The sequence below is a fragment of the Lysobacterales bacterium genome (assembly GCA_014946745.1).
Taxonomy (GTDB): Bacteria; Pseudomonadota; Gammaproteobacteria; order Xanthomonadales; family Xanthomonadaceae; genus Aquimonas.
Genome location: JADCRD010000003.1, coordinates 181,632 through 201,192, shown reverse-complemented (window position 1 = coordinate 201,192; position 19,561 = coordinate 181,632). Strand labels below are relative to the sequence as shown.

Sequence of the window (19,561 nt, the reverse complement as noted above, 5' to 3'; positions counted from 1 at the left end):
GAACCGCGCCATGGACAGCCGACCCGCCGAAACTTCCGCACCGCCGCCGCTTCCCACGCCTTCCTCTACCGCTCCGGCATCCGCACGCGAATGCGAGAACTGCGGCGCCGAGCTGCGCGGAGAGCATTGCTATGCCTGTGGACAGCCCACCAAGGGTCTGGTCCGGCACTTCAGCAGCATCGTCGGCGACTTCGTCGACACCGTGTTCAACATCGACGGCCGCATCTTCCGCACGCTGGGTCCGCTGCTGTTCAAGCCGGGCTTCCTGAGCCTCGAATACTTCGCCGGCCACCGCGTGCGCTACGTCAGCCCAGTGCGCCTGTTCGTGTTCACCTGTCTGCTCGCCTTCCTCGCCTCGCGTCTCAGCGTCGATACCGGCGAGGCGGGCGAGGCCGGCAACGCTCCCGCGGAACGGCCGGCGATCGAGGTCGCCTCGCGCTCGATGCTGGATGCGAAAACCGTGGCCGAGGTGGAGGCCGCGCGCGATGCCGCGCTGGCCGAGTTCGACAAGGCGCTCAAGGAATCTCCGAACGTGCCCGGGCTGGCCATCGGCCTGCAGGCCGCGCGCCAGGGCATCGAGGCCGAGGCGCAGCGCCGCATTCGCGACCTGCAGAAGGCGCAGGCCGACGGTGTCGCGAACACTCCCGAGAGCGCATCCGCCGCGAGCGCAGCGGACAGCACGGAGGACAGCGCCGTGGCAGCGGAGTCCACTCCGGCGGCTGCCGCCGACACAAGCCCGGAAGAGGGCCCCAGCGAAGCCCAGGCCGCCGGCAATCGCGCGGTGCGCAACTCGTTCAACTTCGGCAGCGGCGTCTGGGACCCGCAGACCAACCCGGTCAAGATCAGCTGGCTGCCGGAGCTGGCGAACGCACGTCTGAACATCTGGATCGGCCGCGCGCTGGAGAACAGCGAGCGGGTCAACAGCAATCCTCGCCTGCTGGCCGGCGCCTTCCTCGACCTGCTGCCGCAAACCCTGTTCGTGCTGCTGCCGATCTTCGCGCTGATGCTGAAGCTGGCCTTTGTGTTCAAGCGCCGGCTGTACATGGAGCACCTGATCGTCGCCCTGCACAGCCACGCCTTCCTGAGCACGGCGGTGCTGCTGCTGGCGCTGGCGACGCTGGCCCGCAGCGCGCTCGGCGACGGCCTGCTGCACGCCGCGCTGGGCTGGATCGAGCTGGCGCTGGTGCTGTGGATGCCGCTGTACCTGCTGATCATGCAGAAGCGCGTCTACCGGCAGGGCTGGATTCTGACCACGCTGAAGTACAGCCTGCTCGGCACGGCGTACAGCGTGCTGATCAGCGTGGGCATCACGGTGACCCTGCTGATCAGCCTGGTGGCGATGTAGCGGCGGTGCAGGCCGGGCGACGCACGAGATGAACGCACTGCCCGCTTCCTCAGGCGCCGAGCCCGAGGCCGAGCTCAGCCCGGCGCGTCGCTGCGGCAACTGCGGCGCGGCGCTGCAGGGCCTCCACTGCCACGCCTGCGGACAGCCGGCGCGCAGTCTGGTGCGGCACTTCCGCGGCGTGCTCGGCGACTTTGTCGACACCGTGTTCAACCTCGACGGCCGGCTGCTGCGCACCCTCGGCCCGCTGCTGCTGCGTCCGGGCTTTCTGAGCCTGGAGTATCTCGCCGGGCGGCGGGTGCGCTACGTCAGCCCGGTGCGCCTGTTCGTGTTCATCAGCCTGCTGGCCTTCGTGGCCGGGCGCCCGAACATCGAACCGGAGGCCGCCGCCACCGCCGTCGACCCGCCTGCGGCCAGCGCGGATTTCTCCCAGGCCGCCTCGGTGGATGCGGTGCTCGCCCAGCGCGAGCGCGCCCTGCGCGAGTTCGACGCGCGGCGCTTCGCGCTGGACGCACCCGGCGTGGCGGTCGGCCTCGCCGGCGCGCGTTCGGCCATCGAGCAGGCCGCGCAGGCGCGGATCGACGCGCTGCGCACAGCAGGCAGCGCCGATCTCGCCGGCGCAACCGACACACACGGGGTCGCGACGGCCGCGCCTGTCGCGGGCCGCCATCGCGACACGCCGCTGCAGATCCGCCTTGGCCAGGGCGTCTGGCATCCGCAGGACAACCCCGTGCAGCTCGCCTGGCTGCCGGCGGCCGCGAACGCACAGCTCAACCTCTGGCTGCAGCGCGGCGTCGACAACCTGCTGGAGCTGCGCGGCGACCGCAGCGCGCGCCAGCGTCTGGGCGAGTACGTGCTGGAGCTGCTGCCGCAGACCCTGTTCGTGCTGCTGCCGGTGTTCGCCCTGCTGCTCAAGCTGGCCTACGCCTTCCGCCGACGGCTGTACATGGAGCACCTGATCGTCGCCCTGCACAGTCACGCGTTTCTGAGCCTCGCGGTGTTGCTGCTGGCCCTGCTCGGGCTGCTGCACGCGGCGCTGGCGCCAGGCTTGGCGCGCGATGGCACCAGCGCGCTGTCGATCGCCCTCGCCGTGTGGATGCCGCTCTACCTGCTGCTGATGCAGAAGCGCGTGTATCGGGAAGGCTGGGGCTCGACCCTGCTCAAGTACGCGCTGCTGGGCACGGCCTACACGGCGCTGATCGGCGCGGGCGTGGTCGTGACCCTGCTGATCGGCCTGGTGGCGATGTAGCGACAGATCACCCGGCGTTGGCGCGGTAGCACGCCGGCAGCGCCCGCACGTTCGACGGAATCAGTCGGCGCGCACGCCCACCGCCGCGGCGCGCTCGCGCACCAGCGCCGCACGCGCGGCCGGCTCGGCGGCGATCAGCTCGGCGCGCAGCGCTTCGCGCGCCGCCGGATCGAGCCGGCGCGCCATGCGCCGCAGCAGGCCGTGCTCGGGTTCACCCAGACCGCGCAGCAGTTCGATCGTGTTCTCGCGCTCGTCCTCCGGCACGAAGGCGAAAGCCTCACGCGCCAGCTCGGCCAGCTCAGGCGTCTTGCCGGCCAGCAGGCCGCGGCGCACGGCCTCGGGCAGCGCATCGAACTCAGCGCGCAGCGCGGCCTGCGCATCGGGCGTGGCCGCCGATACCCCGGCCTCCAGCGCGCGCAGGGTGGATTGCGTGGCGGCGTCAAAGCCCGCCCAGCGCGCATGCCGCTCGCGCAGGTCGGCGCGCTGCAGCGGCGGCAGCGTGCGGTAGGCCGCAGCGCGCTGCTCGAAACGCAGCCGCTCGGCCTCGCCCAGGGCCTCCCAGCGGCGCGCGCGGGCCAGCAGCTCGGCGCGCTGCTCGGGCTGCAGCCGCGGCCACGACTCGGCCCAGGGTTTCAGCGCACTCAAGGTCTCGGGGGGTACCGCGGGGTTCTCCGGCGACACGGCAGGGGCGGCGGCCGCGACCACCTCGCCGCCGCCCGCCTGCAGCCGCCACAGCAGAAAGTCGAGGCCCTCCAGGGTCGCGAACTCGACCGCATCGGCCCACAGCTCGAACTCCGGCGCCGACAGCGGCACCTGTTCGACCACCGGCGGCGGCGCGGCCGGCGGCGCCTGCAGGCGCTGCTGCGCCGGATCCAGCAGCAAGGCGTAGTGCAGCTGCGGCGCCATGGCCGCGCCGGCAAAGCAGGCCAGGGCCGCCAGCAACAGGACGACGCGCAGGCCCGTGCGGCGCGGCGCGGCCACCGGCAGCAGGGCCAGAAAGGCCGCGCGCAGGGCCGCCGGCCAGGCGGCGTCTTTGGCGGCCAGGCGCCGCCCCAGCAGCAGCCATTCGCGTTCGACCCGGCCGAGCGGCCGGGCCTGCAGCTCGGCGACGCGCTCCAGCGACAGCCCGCCCAGCACGCGCAGGGCCAGCAGATCGCGGGCGCCGGCCGGCAGCCCGGCCCACAGGCGCAGCCACGCGCCCCCGCCCTCGATCTGCGGGTGCCCGCGCGTGCCGGGCTGCGACTGCAGCAGGGTCAGGCCCTGGGCGAAGTCGCGGACGCGCGGCGCGGCAGCGGGCACCAGCCCCTCCGCCAGAAGCCAGGCCCGCAGCAAGGCGGAAGTGCGGGCGGCGGCGGAATCGGGCATCAGACGGGTCGGCGAAGCGAGGCTGGGCCGCGAGTGTAGCGGCAGCCGCGGCCGCTACCGATCTGACGGAAGTGCAGGGTGGGCTCGGCGCAGCCGCTGCTGTGCGGCTTGACTTTCGGGCGGCCGGCGCTCTCCCGCCCCACGATTGGGCCGCCGGGGGGCTTGACTTGTGCACAGGCCGGTGGGCGCGGGCTGGCGCCAGCATTCGAACCCGAATGGTCCCTGACGGCTGTCACATTTGCCGAACTGGGCGATTGCAAGTCATTGATTCAATTGGGCCCAAGGGCTTGGTCAAATTTTCGCCATAATCCACGCAAGCCCGGCGCCAGCGGCCCGGCGAGGGCCTCATCGGGCTTTCATCCACCGACTTATCCACAGGCTGTGTGGATAAGCCGGAAACTCCAAGCCCACCGGCGACTTAGGGGGTTTTCGTCAGAATCGGGTGAGGAATGCCCGCCAAGTGCCCCCGGTCGGCGCCAAGCGGCTGGCTACACTGGCCGGATGTTCGAATTCACCGCCCTGCGCGTCGCCCTGCCCCTGCCCCTGCCGCAGCTCTTCGACTACGCCCCGCCTGCGCGGGCGAGGGTCGACGCCGGCTGGATCGGCTGCCGCGTGCGCGTGCCCTTCGGCCGCGGCCATGCAATCGGCGTGGTCGCCGAGGTCGGCCCGCCGGAGATCGACCCGGGCAAGCTCAAACCCGCAATCGAACGCCTCGACACCGAGCCGCTGATCGCCGGCGAGCTGCTGGCCAGCCTGCGCTGGGCCGCCGGCTACTACCAGAGGCCGCTGGGCGAAGTGCTGGCTGCGGCCCTGCCTGTCGATATGCGCCAGGGCAAACCCTTGCCCGATACCGCCCCGCTGGCCTGGCGACTCACACCTATTGGCGCGGCCAATCTGCGCCAGCTGCGCTCAGGCGGGCGCCCGCGCCAGCTCGCCGACTGGCTGGCCGAGGCCGGCGCGCTGGATGCCGCCGCCCTCAACCAGCGCCTGCCCGACTGGCGCCCGGCCCTGCGCAGCCTGATGGGCCGCGGCTTTGTCGAGGAATGCCTGGGCGCGAATGCTCAGAGATCGCCCGAACGCGCCCCGCCCGCGCTCAACCCCGAACAGGCCGCCGCCGCCGAACGCATCCGGCAAGCGCTGGGCCAGTTCGACCCGATCCTGATCGAAGGCGTCACCGGCTCGGGCAAGACCGAGGTGTATCTGGACGCCATCGAAGCCGCGCTGGCCCGCGGCGAGCAGGCCCTGATCCTGGTGCCTGAAATCGGACTCACCCCGCAGACCCTGCGGCGCTTCCAGCAGCGATTGCCGGTGGAGGTGCACAGCTTCCATTCCGGCATGGCCGAGGGCGCGCGCGCGCGGGCCTGGACGGGGATGCGCCGCGGCGAGGCCCGCGTGTTGGTCGGCACCCGCTCGGCGGTGTTCGCGCCGCTGCCGCAGCCGGGCCTGATCATCATCGACGAGGAGCACGACAGCAGCTACAAGCAGCAGGACGGCTTCCGCTACCACGCCCGCGACTTCGCCCTGGTGCGCGGCAAGGCGCTCAACATCCCGGTGGTGCTGGGCAGCGCCACGCCGGCATTGGAAACCCTGCAGCTGGCCCGCAGCGGCCGCCTCGCCCACGTGCAGCTGAAGAAGCGCGCCGCCGCCGCACGCGCCCCGCACGTGCGCGTGCTGGACGCCCGTCGCCAGCGCCTGACCCACGGCCTCAGCGAGCCGGCCTTCCAGGCGATTGCCGAATGCCTGCAGCGCGGCGAACAGGCCCTGGTGTTCCGCAACCGCCGCGGCTACGCGCCCGCCCTGCTCTGCCACGACTGCGGCTACCGCGCCAACTGCAGCCGCTGCGATGCCGCACTCACCCTGCACGGCCGCGACCGCCTGATCTGCCACCACTGCGGCCACCGCGAACGCGCGCCGACCGCCTGCCCCGACTGCGGCAGCTTGGCGCTCATGCCGCAGGGTGCCGGCACCGAGCGCGTCGAAGTGGCGCTGGCCGAACGCTTCCCCGACGTGCCTTTGGTGCGCATCGACAGCGAGACCACCCGCGACCACGGCGACCTGGCCCGCCACTTCGACACGCTGGGGCAAGGCGCCGGCCTGATCGTCGGCACCCAGATGCTGGCCAAGGGCCACGACCTCGCCAAGCTCTCGCTGGTGGTGGTCGTCACCATCGACGAAGGCCTGTTCAGCGCCGACTTCCGCGCGGCCGAAAAGCTGGCCCAGCTCCTCATCCAGGTCAGCGGCCGCGCCGGCCGCGCGCAGGCCCCGGGCGAAGTGCTGCTGCAGACCCACCACCCGGAGCATCCGCTACTGGCGACGCTATTGGCGGGCGGCTATCCGGCGTTTGCGAAGCTCGAACTGGCGGAGCGCGAGGCTGCGGGGTTTCCGCCGTTTGCGCATCTGGCGCTGCTGCGCGTGGACAGCCATCGCGAGGACGCGCTGCAACTGTTCATGCGGGAGGCGCATGCGGCGGCGCGGGCGATCGTTGCTGCGGATCCGAGCTTGAGCGTCGAGGTACACGCGCCGATGCCGGCACCGATGGCGCGACGGGCGGGACGGATGCGGGCGCAGATGCTCTTGTCGGCGAAGCTGAGGCCGGGGCTGCAGGCGGTGTTGCGGGCTTGGAATGCGGCGCTGTTTGAGTTGAAGAGTGGGCGGGGGGTGCGGTGGAGCTTGGATGTGGATCCGGGGGATCTGTATTGAGTTCGCTCGACAGATTAATCAGCCAATCAAAAAACGCGGGTGAAAGCAGTGATATTGAATGCGGTAACGCTTAGGCACTTCGGCGGATTCTACACCTCCACTCGGATTGACCTCGATCCAAAGGTCACCATCTTTACGGGGGCAAATGATACGGGAAAATCATGCGCACTTAAGGCAATTCGGATCCTTTGCGCGCGACAAAGACTCTCCGAGTCTGATGTTCACAAAGATCGATTCGGTAGGCACCCAGGGACATGGGATACAGATCCTGACTTGTCACTAAACGCCGAGCTAGAGATCACGGAAGCGTCTATTCGCGAAAAACTTGTGGGAGGAAGTCCTCGCGCAGGTGACATAGTTTCGGTCCGCTACCAGGGCAACATTAAGGGCCGTGACTACAATGTCTATGAAGTTCGGCGGCCAAAGTCGCAGATTTCGCCCGATAACGTTCGAGTAGCAAAGCTGCCACAAGTGGCAATCTTTGATCCCGCGAGCTCCATCAGGGACATCATTGATCTTGCAGATCCGACGCCGTCGGAGCTCCAATTTCTGAGACTAGCGTTTGGTGCTCAGTTTGAGCCAAAGGCCCTTCTCGAAAACACACCACTGGCGCGCGCTCAACATCTCGACCGGGCAATCCATGGACTAAATAACAAGTTAGACAAATTTTTCCCTAAAGCCCTCCATTATCAATTCAAAATCTTCGAGATCGGCGGCAGCGCAAAGACACTGGGCGTCAGCCTTGTCGATGCGGTGCAAGGCTACGCTGAACTAGGCCTGAGGGGCGCGGGCGTGCGACGCCTAGTTTCGCTTATGGTGTTCTTGCTCTCAGAGGTCAATCCAGAAAAGCACAGCATTGTGTTGCTGGATGAACCCGAAAACTCACTCCATGCGGACGCGCAGCATCAGGTGCGCCGGACGCTTGAGCAAATATCCGAGAATCCTAAGGTTCAAGTGATCTACGCAACCCACTCACCGGCCATGGTCAATCCAGCCCATCCCGAGAGAGTGAGAGTCTTTTCCCGTAAATGGAACGGTGATGTTGGCACTAGCCAAGTCGAAAGGCTTTCGCACTCGGAGAATTTCCAAGCGGCGAGGATTAGTCTTGGGATTACACCCTGCGACTCACTCCTCTACGGATTAGTCACCATTATCGTTGAAGGGGAAACAGAAGCTCGGTGCCTTGCACCTCTGCTGAGGAGACTGGATAGAGAAGGTGTTTCTGGTTTTGAGAACCTGTCATCCCTGCTCGATTCGTGCCATTTCGTCTGTGGGTGGGGTGACAGCATTTTTTACTACTGCAAGCTTGCTCGCGATCAAAATGGGCGTCCAATAGCTTTTCTCGACGGCGACAAAAAGCGAGAGGCGGCAAAGCTGGTAGAGGCAGGAGTACCAACGATCGAACTCCCCAAGCAAACTGAGTTTGAAGAGATAGTGCCACTCGACCGATACATCGCCGCCCTTGCCGAAGAGTGCATAGCACTCGATATCTCAAGCGAAAGTATCACAGCTGAAGGCTTCCGCGCTTGGTCGACCAGCAACGCTAGTCCGGCCCAATCCATGTTCTCAAAGCGTGTGGACTCGTGGCTGCAACAAACAATAGGACGTCAGCTAAAAAAGCATTCAGTTATGGAAAGAGCAATTAGACTGACCCGTGCCAATGAATTCAACGTAGAGAGTCTAGCAAAACTAGCTGAGGCCATTCGCAATCAGATGTAATGGGCGCAAGCAGAGGCGCGCATGAGAAGCGCGCGAGCCAGATCTTGTCTTGACACATCCCCATGCTCTGCCCCGCCAAGGCGCCACCAGCTCCACGCCTGTCTAGCGAAAGTCCGCCACGTTCCTCGTCGCCAAACAATGGGGTTGAGCTCATGAACTGTGACGGGAAAATCAACCTGACTCCCTTCCCAGAATCAGCGTATCGGGGCACCCGCATCACAGCGGGCGGCAACTAGACACTCGAATTGCTCCCAACCAGTTCACGAGGATCAGCCACCCTGTTATTTCATTGAAGAGGCCTGATTGGATCGCAATTCGAATGATTGCCACTCTCGCGCTCGCGACGCACTGCCTGCTTTACGTCACGAAGTGACTGAGGCATTTTGAAGTAGCGGTTGACCGAGAATTTCCCCTTTCGCAAGAGCCCGGGAAAGAGTTGGGGATCGGCGATTGAACGCTCACGAATCGATGAGACAAAGCGATCCCAAAATCCACCATCGCTGAATAGAATCGCATCGATCGCCTCGTCAGTTGGCTCCAAGCAACGATCAGACAGTTCCACACACGCGAATATCATCGCGTAATGAGAGCGCTCGAATCGCATTCCCGACCCAAGCACCGACCGAATTCGAGCATAGGTTCGGAAGCCCTGCGCCCATCTGTCAAAGGAAGCAGGGTCCTGAAGGATCTTTTCCTTGAAGTTGTTCTTCTGGAACAACCTCTTCTGAGCCGCCTGATCGATGTCTCCATTGGCTGCGTAATAGACGCGCCAGAAGCTGTTTCTCTCAATGACTACGCGGAGGGTGATATACCCGTCCCTCACGCCGTCTGCAAACTCACCTCGCTTGCGCTCATAAAGCACCCCGTAGCGATCGAATATCATCTTCTGCACGCGCAAGTGGAAACTGTCGTTTGCGAATCGATCCGCGCCGATTACTGGAGTTTGTCGATTTGTTGCAGTTGAGATTTCGTCGATGAGGCGCCCCTTGTTGTCGGGAGAGCAATCGAAAACCGTTATTACCTTTAGCATGATCTCCTTGTTCCCGAAAACCTTCTCAGCGTCGATTTCGGGGTCACTGTAGATCCGACTTAGGGTAAAGGAGGTTTGACCACCATTAATGATTTGTGGATTCCTAACGTACAGCTGAGCTGACGCCCGCCTGCCGACTCTTTCGTTTATGTTGGTCTCCTCAGATAACATGGTTATGCCGTTGTTGTAGAGCGCTAGCTCGTTCGCATCGGAGTCCATTACCGTCTGTCGAATCGCGTTATTTACGGACTGGCCCTCGTGCTCCAGGTAACTTCTTGGGTTATATTTCAGTATCGCGTTCTTGTATAGGTGCATTATCCGAGCAATCTCGATTGCCGGAACAAACAAGACAGTGATCTCGCAATCTGCGTATTTTGTCCTTACCTCATAGCTGATTTTGCTGCCTGCATTTTTGCTCGATAGATCAATTGGGATGACGAGATCCGAGGCCGTAAAGTACGTTCCACTTAGCACCGGAAAGACCAGCTCGCTGTAGGTTCTTTCAGCCGGGAAAACGTCAATCAAGTGCCGCCCGAATAGCCTGCTCAATCGATCTCTTTGGGAACTCGCAAGATTCGCGAGGAGAACCACAACATAGTCGTAGCGGCCTATATCAGCTATTTCGCTTATCTCGCGCTGCAGCTGCTTTATTTTTCCAGAGTACTCGTTTCCGAGCTCATCCTGTTCGAACCCGCCGGTGATTCGGTCGACGTCCATCGCGATTAGCTCATCGCTTGTAATTTCCTTGGACTCGAAATTCGCTTCGGTTGTCCTAAACTTGCTCTGAAGCAAATAGATCTTCCGCGTTTGGCGGCAGATGTGGTAAGCATCAACGCCACCATCGTATCCACCATCCGTGACGGTCCGCTCTCGATCCTCAAAAGCAGTCAGACCGAATCTGACCTTTAGGAACAGATGGATCAGCGCTCGGGACCGAGCCTGGTTTAACTGATCAGCGTTTGCTGGGGGTTGGGGATACTTCTTCCCGTACCGCGCTGGAGCTTCTCTGATGATTCCGTCAAGGACATTTATAAAAAACTGGTAGCGCATTGCAGACCTCCAAGCTCTTATACGGAAGCGCGAGAGTTATGTCCTATTGACACACCTCCGCCCTCAATTCAAGCAAGGATTCGCCAGCGTCACCTCCGTCTCCCGAAAGTCGGCGACGTTCCGGGTCGCCAGCGGCGCCGAGTGGACTCAGGTGATCGACGGCGCGAGGGTCAGGTCTAGCTTCGTAGCATCCTTGATCCCAATCACAGATCCAGCGCTTGCCGCAGAGACTGATTACGCGGGGCACACCCCACCACCTCACACCCCCGCATGCTTCGCCCAGAAGTCCGCAGGCGTGATGATCGGGTGCCTGTGCGCAAGCGCGAGCAGGTCTTTGTCGCCGGTGATCAGGTAGTCGGCAGCGCTCGTTTCCAGGGCGGCGAGCAGGGTGCCGAGCACGTCCTGGTCGTTCGGGTCGCGCAGGTCGAGATCGCTTCCGGGCGCGGGTTCGATCAGTTCGGCCTGGATCGACAGCGCATCGACCAAGTCATCGATCTCACTCGCGCTCAGCCCATGCCGATGCGCCAGCCTGGGCAGCACGCGGCGCAGTTCGCCGAGGATGTAGTCGGACAGCAGCACCTCGACGGAACCATGCCGCCACGCGGCGAGGATCTTGCCCGGCACGCTGGCCGGGTAGGCGATGCCTGACAGCAGCACATTAGTGTCCAGCACCACTCGCAGCGTTGCCACGCGGCTTAGCCTTGGGCGCTGGTGGCGCGGGCATCGCGAACGGCGGCCTCGATCTCGGCCATGCCGTCGGCCTCCGGTAGCGGCGCAAAGCCCGCCTCGATACGCGCCGACAGCGCGTCGAAGCGCGCCTGCAGGCGGCGGATGCGGGCGAACAGCCGCGCGTCGACCAAGGCGGCGACGGGCTTGCCATCCTTGTTGATGACGATGCTGTCGTGACGGTACTGCACCTGGTTCAGCATCTCGCCGAGGTTCTGGCGAAACGCGACCGCGCTGGTTTCGGTGATCATGGTTGGCTCTCCGCAAGTCGATATGACCAGTATGGTCGATATGCCTCGAAGGTCAAACGGTGCGGCAGGACCACCTGAGGGCGAGGCTCACGGGCGCGAGGGTCACAGGGCGCGAGGATCAGGCTTGTTTTGCCACCTACCCGCGCTCAACCCTCCCAAGGATTCACCAGCCTCACCTCCGCCTCCCGGAAGTCCGCCACGTTCCGCGTCGCCAGCGGCGCTGAGTGGATGCGGGCGATGGCGGCAATCATGCCGTCCGGCGCGCTCATCGGGCGGCCGCATCGCGCGGCTTCGCCCATCAGCTCGCCATAGATCAGCGCGGCTTCTTCGGTAAACGCGAAGATGCGCCCGGCGAAGCGGCTGCGCCAAGCATCCAGACCATCGGCGAGCCGCTGTGCGCGCTCATCAGGCCGGATCTTGGCGATGCCGAAGGCCAGCTCGGCGATCACCACGGTGCTCAGCGCCAGCTCGGCGTCGTACTTCTCCAGCCAGCGCAGCACGGTCGGCTCCGGTGTGCACTTGAGCGTCTCGGAGACAACCTTGGTGTCGAGGAAGATCACAACTCGATGCCGCGGTGGGCAGGGCGGCGCTGCTCGCGCAGCACGGCTTCAAGATCGATATCGGTCCCGTAGCTCTGGCTGAGTCGCGCGTAAAAGCTGGCGGCCGGCTCACGGCCTGCTTGGGCGGCCTCGTAGGCCTACAGCGCGCCCTCCACCACTTCGGCCACCGTGCGCTGCTCGCGCCGCGCCAGCCGGTGCGCCAGATCGCGGGCCCGGGCGCTGCGTACGGAGAGTTGGGGCTCGCCCATGGGGCTGTCCTCGTGCCTTGAGGCCCTGGAGGCTAGGCCGCACGCGACCTGCCATCGAGATGACTGGGCGGTGGTTTTCTGGTTCGGGAGATTCAGGTAGCGCCAGCGGCGCCCCTTTCATCGTTCACTGCCGACACCTTGATCCTCGGCGCCTGGATCGATCGCGGTACTCGCCCTCGCCTCTCTCACTGCTGCCTGAGCGTGCTCGCCTGAGCTCCACCTTCCGCACCCGTACATGGCAGACACATCACCTCAAGGCATGGCTTGCGCGTCGGTCAATCGCATGTCGCGCCTCCGCCGTGCCAACGACGGTGATGTAGGCTCGCGCGCTTCTCCAGACGCGAGTCGTGCATGAGCTCTCTCTTGTTGGTGGTTTTAGTCCTGTTGGTGGTCCTTGTGCTGCTGCGGGCGGCATGGAGGGCCTATCGGGTTCGCGGGGCTTCTGCAGGCCTGCCCTCGCTGATTGATCTGGTGCCGGCCAACGTCGCCGGCATCGAGTCGATTCAGCTCAATGGGCGCTGGTGGTATTTCGGTTTCGCCGATGACTTCGTGATGAGCCCGCTGACGGACGACATCGACGCAATGGCTTCCTATGCGGCCAGGCATCTGCGTCAGGTGCATGGCCCCGTCGATGCATCGGCCTGGCGTGTGATCGCCGAGCATTCACGCGCGGACTCCCATCTGGCGTCGCTGGAGGAGCGAATGATCGATCTCGCCGGCCTGCGTGCGGCGCTGGCCAGGCTGCGCGTCGCACCCGGTCCGGTGCCTGAGCTTGTCCGGGCGAGTCATCTGCACTACCTGCTGATGTCGAACACGGGCGACCAGGACTTTCCGGATCCACCGCCTCACGTGCGCGATGCCCTTGGCCGGCTCGGCTTTGAGTTGGACGATCCGAGCGGGTCGCTCGAATTCGGCCAGGAGATTCTCGACGGCGCTCGCGCATTGCCTGAGGGCGCGAGCCTGCAGGATGCAGCCCGCTGTGTGCTGTGGCTTTGGGATGCGCTCGTCGACCTGCAGCAGTGGGATTGGGCGATCGCGCTCGGCCTGCGGACGGCGAGGTAGCGTGATACGCGAGACTCACATCCTGCTTGAAGGGCACGAGGGTCAGGTCCTGCTTCGCAGTGCCTTCCACGCAGATCACAGAACGCGCGCAGAGAGCAGGTCGAGTGAACCTGCGATCCCCTCAACGGAGCGCGAGGGTCAGGCCTCGTCTTGACGCATCCCCGCGCTCAGCCCCGCCAAGAATCCCCCAGCACCACTTCCGTCTCGCGAAAATCCCCCGCGTTCCGCATCGCCAGCGGCGCCCAGTGAATGCGGGCGATAACTCGATCTCGTCGGATGCGCCCATCGGGCGATCGGCGCGCAATGAAATCGGGTCACCGTTGGGCACTGCAGGGCGCGCGTGGCGAGCGCTTGAACGCGCAGCCGCCGTGCCCACATCAACGAGGCCCTCACACCCGAGAAGTCGACATGCTGATCCATGCCACACGCGGGTCCGCCCTGCTGCTCCTGGCCGCGTTGGCCCTGCCGCTGCGCGCGGCCGAACCCATCGACGCCGCAGCTGTGGTCATTCTGGAGCGTCACGCCGAAGCGCCTTTGCTGGTGCTGGGCGAACTGCACGGAACCGTCGAAGCGCCAGCGGTGGTCGGGACGTTGGCGGCGCGTCTGCTCGACTCCGGGGCGCTCACCGTGGCGCTGGAGATTCCCGCGCAGGAGCAGGCGCGGCTCGACGCCTATCTGGCCTCCGACGGATCGAGGCAGGCTCAGCGCGAACTGCTCGACGGCGAGTTCTGGAGGCGCGAACCGGAACGCAGCGACGGTCGACGCAGCCGGGCGATGTTCGCGCTGATCGAGCAGCTGCGACTGCTGCGCAGCACCTACCCGGAACTGCGCCTGCTGGCCTTCGATGACACCGGCTTCTTCAGTCAGACGGGCAGCCGTGACGCGCTGATGTCCGACGCTCTGCGCGCAGCGCACGCAGCCCACCCGGAGGCGAAGCTGCTGGTGCTGACTGGCAACTACCATGCGCGCCTCGATCAGCCGAGGCGCGTACTCTCCGGCGACAAGTGGCTCCAGCCGCCGCTGCCAATGGCTGCACAGCTGCAGGATCTCGGCGCGGTCAGCATCCACCTGAGCGCGGTCGAAGGTGAGCACTGGGCCTGCCGCAAGCCCAACCCTTGTGGCGTCATTCCCCTGCCCAGGCCAACATTTCCGCCCAGCAGTTCCGGCCTTGCGGCGCCGAACGCGGCCACGGCAGCTGTGCCCGTGCGTGTGTCGTCCGGTGGCTCCAGTTTCCATCTGAAGATCGAGCTGCCGCGCCTGAGCGCCTCCGAGCCGATGGCGCTGGACGACCACTCGCCCGCGGGCTGAGGTTGGTCCCGGGCGACGCGCTCTGCAGAGTCGCGGCCAAGTCTAGCTTCGTGGCATCCGCGACCCGGTTCGCACATCGCTCACTTGGCACGACGCGAGCATCGGTCTTGTTTGGCACATCCCCGGACTGACGCCGGTCGGCCAGGGATCCACCACACCACGACTCTCGCCTGCCGACCTCCCTTCCTCGACCGGGGATGCGCCACCGCGGTGTTGCGGACTGCGTCTGCTAGCGCGGTTGCCCGACCGGTGGCCGCTGCGTCTCGTGCGCAATGAACCGCTGTCGACTCCGAGCAATCTTTGACCTTGCGGGTGGGCGTCCTAAACTGCGGGCTCTGAACTGTAAATCAATGAGAACTCGGATGCGCCTCTCTTCTTCTCTTCTGCATTTTTTCGTACTGCTTGTTGCAGCCGATGTCGTCTTCGCCCAAGAGGCCCAACTTGACCTGTTGAAGAAGGATGTCTCCGCTTACGAGCCGGCAACGACCCGGAGCGTTCCGGTGGCTGATTTTGACGGCGACGGATTGCGGGACGTGGTCGTGCCCAAGCACAACTTCAACGAATCCGTCGTCAGCATTGTTGGAACGGGCTCCCAGCTGGGATGGCGCACGAAGCAGAGCCTCGTTGCGCATGAACCCGGCAACGCGAACTGGCCGATCGGTGTCGCGGCGGGCAGGGATAGGACCGGGGCTTATCTCATCCTCACCAAGGACAGCAGAATTTTCATCTACGGCGGCTGGCCCCTGCGCATGCTGCGCATCCTGGATGTGCAGGCATGGCGACCTCAAGCGGTCGCAGTCGCCGACATCGACACCGACGGCGACCTCGAAATCGTGAGTGCGACCGCCAGCAGCCCGGCGACGCTCGCAGTGCACGACCTGCATTCCGGGGCGCTGGAGTGGCGGACGACCATTCCAGGCTTTGCGCCGTCGGTCATCACCGCACAACTCGATAGCGATGCAGCGCTCGAGATTCTGGGTGGCGGGTTCGTGTTCGACGGTGCCACCAAAGCCACTCAGTGGCACTACAAGGACGGCTTCGGCTTGGCCATGGCAACGGGGCGCTTTGGCAGCGGCCTTCCCCGGTTCGTGACGGGGGACCATCGGATCGTCATGTTCCAGGCTGCGCCGTGGTCGCCACTTTGGGACGTGGGTGACAAGAACATCGAGTCGATCGCGGTAGTTGATGTGGACGGTGATGGCATTGACGAGCTCGTGCACGCTGGCACGTTCGGTCGCCGCGCCGAAGTCTTCGACGTCCAGCTTCGTCAGGCTCGCAGGCACTACCAACCCGGCAACGTGTATCGCGTCGCGGCCGGTGATTTCGATGGCGACGGGTCTCCCGAGGTCGCGCTGCTCTTGGACCCCCGAGCCCACGGTGCTGGGCCCGCGCACCTGCAGATCGTCGATGCCGCCACCGGTGCACTCGAGCATTCCATTGCGGCGGTGCGGGCGGGGCCCTACGCCGCTGCCCTTTTCAAGGCCGGCGATGAAGTGCGGATGGCGCAAGCTTCTCGTAGTGGGAGCTTCCCGGCAGGCTTGCCCGGACTCGTGCGAGCGGCGGCGGTGTCATCGTCCGAAGGCGCGTGGTCGTTACCAGCGTTCGCTTCACCTGACTTAATGAGCGCCATTGAGGTTCAGGACCTTCATGCGACACGCCTCGACGGCCAGGCAGGCCCGATCCTGATCGCAACCGGTCGTAGTGCCGGCCAGCGGGTGATGGCGGCGTTTCGCGGCGAAAATGGCTCCCGACTGTGGACGCGTACGCACGGAAGCGCTGCGGGCTCCCAGTACTTCGAGCGGAGTCTGCCGTTCGACAGGAACGGGGACGGCACGGCCGATTCGATGTTTGTTTGCACCAACCAGCAGCGCATCCAAGAGTATCGCCTCGCTGACGGCGCCCTGCTCTGGGAATCTGTCGAAATGCCCTTGACCTCCTGCAACAGCCTGTTCCTGACCGAGATCAACGGGAGCCGCAACATTGTCGGAGTGTTCTGGCTGGGAGTGCGGGCCTTCGATGTCGACACCCGTCTACTCACGTGGTCACTACCAGGCTTCGGCAACGCGGGCGGTTCATTGATCGAGAACGGCGTCGCGGGTGCTGAAATGGCGATCTTCGACTCCAGATCCATCGAGTTCTACGATGTGGCGAGCCGCGACCTATTGCGAACGGTCGATTTGAATTGGCAGTTGGTTGGAGTTCACCAACCGCAGGGGGCTTCCGTTCACTTCTTGGTGGTTCTCGTGGATTCGCGCCTGAAGGTGATTGACGGGGTCTCGGGCCAAGTCCGCGCGGCAAGCGATCCAATGGGTCTTCTTTCCGCCAACGATACCCTGACGAGCCTCAGGATCTCCGACCATAGGCACATGGTGTCTGTGGGTGCTGGCGTCGGGGCCTTCGCCTATCAGCTGAAGATCGCCCCGGACGGAGTTTTCAGCGACAGCTTCGACCGATGGATTACGCCTCAGCCCATCCCCGCCCGCTGATGTTTATGGGTGAGCGATGAAAATCCGGGGCCACCATGGCGCCGTCCGAACATGGAGCGGGGTCAGGTCCAGCTTCGCAGCATCCTTGTCGCGGTTCACGGATCTCGCACCCGCCAGCGATCCCGAGCCGGTCCGGTGTCAGCCTCCGCCTCACAGCCCCGCATGTTTCGCCCAGAAGTCCGCGGGCGACAGACTAGGGTGCCGTTCGCCCAGCGCGAGGAGGGTGCCGAGAACGTTGTGGTCCTTCGGGTAGCGCAGGTCCGGCGCGCTGACGGTTGCGGGTTCGATCACTTCCGCCTGGATCGACAGCACCCTATGCATTGCCAAGACCGAGGCGAGTGTCGAGCTCATGGTGGGTCAAGACCCACCCTATGGACGCCGCGAGGCGAGCGCATTCACCGCCCGACAATGACTTCGTCCGCCGGCCGCGCGGCGAACAGTCCGCAGCAGACCACGCCGACGATCTGGTTGATCTCGCGCTCCAGGCCGACCGGGTCGGTGATGCGCAGGTTGTGCACGTCGAGGATCCAGTTGCCGTTGTCGGTGATGACACCGTCGCGCCAGACCGGCTGGCCGCCGAGCGCCACCAGCTTGCGGCCAACGTGGCTGCGCGCCATCGGGATCACCTCGACCGGCAGCGGGAAGCGGCCGAGCACGTCGACCTGCTTGCTGGAGTCGATGACGCAGACGAACTTCGCGCTGGCCGCGGCGATGATCTTCTCGCGGGTCAGCGCCGCACCACCGCCCTTGATCAGTCGTCGGTGCGGGTCGCACTCGTCGGCGCCGTCGACATACAGCGCGAGCGGGCCCACCGCGTTCAGATCCATCACTTCGATGCCCTGCGCGCGCAGCAGAGCGCTGCTCTGCTCGGAGCTCGACACCGCGCCGCGGATGCGCGACTTCATGCGGCCCAGGCCTTCGATGAAATAGCGCACGGTGGAGCCGGTGCCGACGCCGACGACGCTGTCGTCCTCGACGTGTTCGAGGGCTTGTTCAGCGGCTTTGCGTTTCTGCTCTTCGAGGGACATGGCTGGGAGTCCGGGATTGGGGATTCGGGATTGGGGATTCGCAGGAGCGGGTTGTCGCGAGACTCAAGACCTGCAGGGCCGCAGATGCGCAAGCGGGCGGCTAGCTTTCCCCGGCGAGCTGCAGGATATGCGCCCACTGGGCGTCGGTGACCGGCAGGATCGACAGCCGGTTGCCGCGGCGGAGCAGGGCGAAGTCGCCCAGCGCTTCGGCTTCGCCGCGCAGCTGGTCGAGCGAGACCACGCGCTTGAACTTGCGCTCGAAGGCGACGTGGCGCAGCCACCAGCGCGGGTTGTCGGGCGCGCTGCGGGGGTCGTGGTAGTCGCTGTCGGGCTGGAACTGGGTCGGGTCCGGCGCGGGCTCGCCGACCACACGGGCGAGACCGGCCACGCCGGGCACGGGGCAGTTGGAGTGGTAGAACAGCACGCCGTCGCCAGGCTGCATGTCCTTCCACATGAAGTTGCGCGCCTGGTAATTGCGTACGCCGGTCCAAGGTTCGCGCTCGACCTTCTTCAGATCGTCGATCGAAAACTCCTCGGGCTCGGACTTCATCAGCCAGTAGGCCATGCGCTGCACTCTCCGTCGAAAGATTCAGGCCGCGGCGCGGCAGTCGATCAGCTCGCGCTCGGTGACCACGTAGTCGAGCGCCACGTCCCAGGGCTCGGCCGCGAAGGCGTCGAGCTGCTGGAAGCCGTAGGCAACGCCGACCAGCTGCGGCGCTGGCGGGCGCGGGCGGGTGTTGAGAAAGGCGAAGCTGCGGTCGTAGTAGCCGCCGCCCGCGCCGAGCCGGCCGCCACGGCGGTCGAAGCCGACCAGCGGCAGCAGCACGCAGTGCATCTGCTCGGGTTCGAGCTGCGAGCTCGGCGCGAGATCCGGCTCGGGAATGCCGTAGCGGTTGCTGCGCAGCGGATCGCCGGTGCGCCAGGGCGCGAAGCCGAGCGAGCCGTCCTCACGCAGGCAGGGCAGGCAGTAGACGAAAGGCGGCTGGCCCATCAGCAGGGCATGCAGCGAGACTTCACCGTCCATCGCCCAGTAGCCGGCGACATAGCCGGGCTGGGACAGCGCCGGCAGCGCACGCAGGCGCTGAGGCAAGGCCAAGGCGGCGGCGATGCGCTCAGCGGCAGGCAGCTGGCGACGGCGCAGGCGCAGCTCGCGGCGAAGGTCGGCGCGCGGATCGGTAGCGTTCATGGTCGGCAGCGTGATTGCCCGGCGTCGGGCCTGGGGAAAGATCCCCTACCGTGCAGTTGCTGACCAAACGACCTTGATCCCAGGGATCAGGTGGGATTGCTCACGGGCTCTTGGGCTTTCCGCTGCGGGGCGGACTTGCACGCCGGGCCCGGGTATCGCGCTCCCGGGGTCGTTAGTTAGGGTCAAGGCAAAAAGTAAGGTCCGCGAGCCTGCACGGCAGAGGACGCCCGCAGTGTAGCGTGCAGCGAAGG

At 65.3% G+C, this 19,561-nt stretch carries 16 protein-coding genes, 1 other RNA gene and 1 pseudogene; 7 read left to right on the top strand and 11 right to left on the bottom strand.

Annotation, left to right across the window (positions count from 1 at the left end):
• Positions 1-10: 10 nt before the first annotated feature.
• On the top strand, positions 11-1,345 hold the full coding sequence (locus tag H4O13_16750; protein ID MBE5317044.1) for a DUF3667 domain-containing protein: 1,335 nt from the start codon (positions 11-13) through the stop codon (positions 1,343-1,345).
• Positions 1,346-1,373: 28 nt separating this feature from the next.
• Positions 1,374-2,591 (top strand): DUF3667 domain-containing protein, encoded by a 1,218-nt coding sequence (locus H4O13_16745; GenBank protein MBE5317043.1) that lies wholly within the window; start codon positions 1,374-1,376, stop codon positions 2,589-2,591.
• A gap of 60 nt (positions 2,592-2,651) precedes the next feature.
• Here the strand turns inward: H4O13_16745 and H4O13_16740 are convergent, their stop codons facing one another.
• On the bottom strand, positions 2,652-3,956 hold the full coding sequence (locus H4O13_16740; protein MBE5317042.1) for a DUF3106 domain-containing protein: 1,305 nt from the start codon (positions 3,954-3,956) through the stop codon (positions 2,652-2,654).
• A 501-nt stretch (positions 3,957-4,457) separates the two neighbouring features.
• Between H4O13_16740 and H4O13_16735 the strand changes: the two genes are divergently transcribed.
• Positions 4,458-6,656 (top strand): primosomal protein N', encoded by a 2,199-nt coding sequence (locus H4O13_16735; GenBank protein ID MBE5317041.1) that lies wholly within the window; start codon positions 4,458-4,460, stop codon positions 6,654-6,656.
• 39 nt (positions 6,657-6,695) lie between these two features.
• On the top strand, positions 6,696-8,375 hold the full coding sequence (locus H4O13_16730) for an AAA family ATPase (protein ID MBE5317040.1): 1,680 nt from the start codon (positions 6,696-6,698) through the stop codon (positions 8,373-8,375).
• A 286-nt stretch (positions 8,376-8,661) separates the two neighbouring features.
• Here H4O13_16730 and H4O13_16725 read toward each other — a convergent pair whose 3' ends face one another.
• From H4O13_16725 to H4O13_16705, 5 genes and pseudogenes are all read right to left on the bottom strand, one after another.
• Entirely contained in the window at positions 8,662-10,455 is a 1,794-nt protein-coding gene (locus H4O13_16725) for an AIPR family protein (GenBank protein MBE5317039.1), read from the bottom strand.
• A 258-nt stretch (positions 10,456-10,713) separates the two neighbouring features.
• Positions 10,714-11,145 (bottom strand): putative toxin-antitoxin system toxin component, PIN family, encoded by a 432-nt coding sequence (locus H4O13_16720; GenBank protein MBE5317038.1) that lies wholly within the window; start codon positions 11,143-11,145, stop codon positions 10,714-10,716.
• Between the two features lie 5 nt (positions 11,146-11,150).
• The gene (locus H4O13_16715) at positions 11,151-11,432 is read right to left on the bottom strand and encodes a type II toxin-antitoxin system Phd/YefM family antitoxin (protein MBE5317037.1); all 282 of its coding nucleotides are present in this window, start codon (positions 11,430-11,432) and stop codon (positions 11,151-11,153) included.
• A gap of 146 nt (positions 11,433-11,578) precedes the next feature.
• Complete coding sequence (locus H4O13_16710; GenBank protein ID MBE5317036.1) at positions 11,579-11,992, bottom strand: type II toxin-antitoxin system VapC family toxin; 414 nt, start codon at positions 11,990-11,992, stop codon at positions 11,579-11,581.
• Positions 11,989-12,240: pseudogene (locus H4O13_16705) on the bottom strand (plasmid stabilization protein). The gene H4O13_16710 and the pseudogene H4O13_16705 overlap by 4 nt, the downstream one beginning before the upstream one ends.
• 351 nt (positions 12,241-12,591) lie before the next feature.
• Between H4O13_16705 and H4O13_16700 the strand changes: the two are divergent.
• From H4O13_16700 to H4O13_16690, 3 genes are all read left to right on the top strand, one after another.
• Entirely contained in the window at positions 12,592-13,302 is a 711-nt protein-coding gene (locus H4O13_16700; protein ID MBE5317035.1) for a hypothetical protein, read from the top strand.
• Between the two features lie 408 nt (positions 13,303-13,710).
• The gene (locus tag H4O13_16695; GenBank protein MBE5317034.1) at positions 13,711-14,610 is read left to right on the top strand and encodes a hypothetical protein; all 900 of its coding nucleotides are present in this window, start codon (positions 13,711-13,713) and stop codon (positions 14,608-14,610) included.
• A gap of 362 nt (positions 14,611-14,972) precedes the next feature.
• Positions 14,973-17,096, top strand: a complete 2,124-nt coding sequence (locus tag H4O13_16690; GenBank protein MBE5317033.1) for a hypothetical protein — start codon at positions 14,973-14,975, stop codon at positions 17,094-17,096.
• Positions 17,097-17,246: 150 nt separating this feature from the next.
• On the opposite strand, the gene H4O13_16685 is transcribed toward H4O13_16690, so the two are convergent.
• The 5 genes from H4O13_16685 to ssrS all read right to left on the bottom strand — a co-directional run bounded on the left by H4O13_16685 (position 17,247) and on the right by ssrS (position 19,536).
• Positions 17,247-17,447 carry a hypothetical protein gene (locus H4O13_16685; GenBank protein MBE5317032.1) on the bottom strand — a complete coding sequence of 67 codons (201 nt, stop codon included), beginning with the start codon at positions 17,445-17,447 and terminating at the stop codon, positions 17,247-17,249.
• Positions 17,448-17,491: 44 nt separating this feature from the next.
• On the bottom strand, positions 17,492-18,124 hold the full coding sequence (gene rpiA / locus H4O13_16680) for a ribose-5-phosphate isomerase RpiA (GenBank protein ID MBE5317031.1): 633 nt from the start codon (positions 18,122-18,124) through the stop codon (positions 17,492-17,494).
• A 100-nt stretch (positions 18,125-18,224) separates the two neighbouring features.
• A complete protein-coding gene (locus H4O13_16675) occupies positions 18,225-18,689 on the bottom strand; it encodes an EVE domain-containing protein (protein ID MBE5317030.1) in 465 nt (154 codons plus the stop codon).
• Between the two features lie 24 nt (positions 18,690-18,713).
• Positions 18,714-19,310, bottom strand: coding sequence for a 5-formyltetrahydrofolate cyclo-ligase (locus H4O13_16670; GenBank protein MBE5317029.1), 597 nt, complete (start codon positions 19,308-19,310; stop codon positions 18,714-18,716).
• A 38-nt stretch (positions 19,311-19,348) separates the two neighbouring features.
• Positions 19,349-19,536: non-coding RNA, 6S RNA (gene ssrS / locus H4O13_16665), on the bottom strand.
• Between the last annotated feature and the right edge of the window lie 25 nt (positions 19,537-19,561).

Bases quoted from the DNA above. Each gene is read 5' to 3' on its own strand.
- H4O13_16750 (MBE5317044.1), top strand. From the start codon at position 11: ATGGACAGCCGACCCGCCGAAACTTCCGCACCGCCGCCGCTTCCCACG.
- H4O13_16745 (MBE5317043.1), top strand. From the start codon at position 1,374: ATGAACGCACTGCCCGCTTCCTCAGGCGCCGAGCCCGAGGCCGAGCTC.
- H4O13_16740 (MBE5317042.1), bottom strand. From the start codon at position 3,956: ATGCCCGATTCCGCCGCCGCCCGCACTTCCGCCTTGCTGCGGGCCTGG.
- H4O13_16735 (MBE5317041.1), top strand. From the start codon at position 4,458: ATGTTCGAATTCACCGCCCTGCGCGTCGCCCTGCCCCTGCCCCTGCCG.
- H4O13_16725 (MBE5317039.1), bottom strand. From the start codon at position 10,455: ATGCGCTACCAGTTTTTTATAAATGTCCTTGACGGAATCATCAGAGAA.
- H4O13_16715 (MBE5317037.1), bottom strand. From the start codon at position 11,432: ATGATCACCGAAACCAGCGCGGTCGCGTTTCGCCAGAACCTCGGCGAG.
- H4O13_16700 (MBE5317035.1), top strand. From the start codon at position 12,592: ATGAGCTCTCTCTTGTTGGTGGTTTTAGTCCTGTTGGTGGTCCTTGTG.
- H4O13_16695 (MBE5317034.1), top strand. From the start codon at position 13,711: ATGCTGATCCATGCCACACGCGGGTCCGCCCTGCTGCTCCTGGCCGCG.
- H4O13_16690 (MBE5317033.1), top strand. From the start codon at position 14,973: ATGCGCCTCTCTTCTTCTCTTCTGCATTTTTTCGTACTGCTTGTTGCA.
- H4O13_16685 (MBE5317032.1), bottom strand. From the start codon at position 17,447: ATGAGCTCGACACTCGCCTCGGTCTTGGCAATGCATAGGGTGCTGTCG.
- rpiA (MBE5317031.1), bottom strand. From the start codon at position 18,124: ATGTCCCTCGAAGAGCAGAAACGCAAAGCCGCTGAACAAGCCCTCGAA.
- H4O13_16675 (MBE5317030.1), bottom strand. From the start codon at position 18,689: ATGGCCTACTGGCTGATGAAGTCCGAGCCCGAGGAGTTTTCGATCGAC.
- H4O13_16670 (MBE5317029.1), bottom strand. From the start codon at position 19,310: ATGAACGCTACCGATCCGCGCGCCGACCTTCGCCGCGAGCTGCGCCTG.